This is a genomic window from Priestia sp. SIMBA_032 (assembly GCF_046535215.1).
GTDB lineage: Bacteria > Bacillota > Bacilli > Bacillales > Bacillaceae_H > Priestia > Priestia aryabhattai.
The window spans coordinates 1-384 of record NZ_JAWRXD010000211.1 but is presented as its reverse complement, the minus strand read 5'-3'; the positions used below and the strand labels follow the sequence as shown (position 1 = coordinate 384).

The following is a 384-nucleotide window of genomic DNA, read 5'->3' as shown; positions in this document are numbered from 1 at the left end:
CAATGCTCCTGCCCATGCGGTTCCTCGGCGCAGCCATCGACATAGACATATCGGGGCTGGGCACTACCCACGCCAATGAGCATTCCCGCCTCACCACCGTGCGCGTGACTGCCGAAGGAACAGATGACATCGGCTTCGCGACCATACCCGCAACGGTTGGACGGGGACCCAACGCTGCCACCCTTAACACCGTCATCATCGATCCGCGAGAATACGCCATTGAACTGGCGCAGGGGTATGAAGCTGGCCGGGCACGGCTGAAACAAAAGCGGGCAGATGTGGAACGGCTCATCCTGCAAAACGCTCCCCCGCGGACCAGGGCAGTAATCAGGCCCACGTACATCTACTCCCGGTTCCTGGACGCAAGCACCCACCCCGTATACC

At 61.2% G+C, this 384-nt stretch carries 1 protein-coding gene; it reads left to right on the top strand.

From position 1 onward, the window contains the following. Positions 1-2 precede the first annotated feature (2 nt). Positions 3-384 (top strand): DUF4135 domain-containing protein (locus SB717_RS34045; protein ID WP_410907228.1); only part of this gene is annotated, 382 nt, incomplete at its 3' end.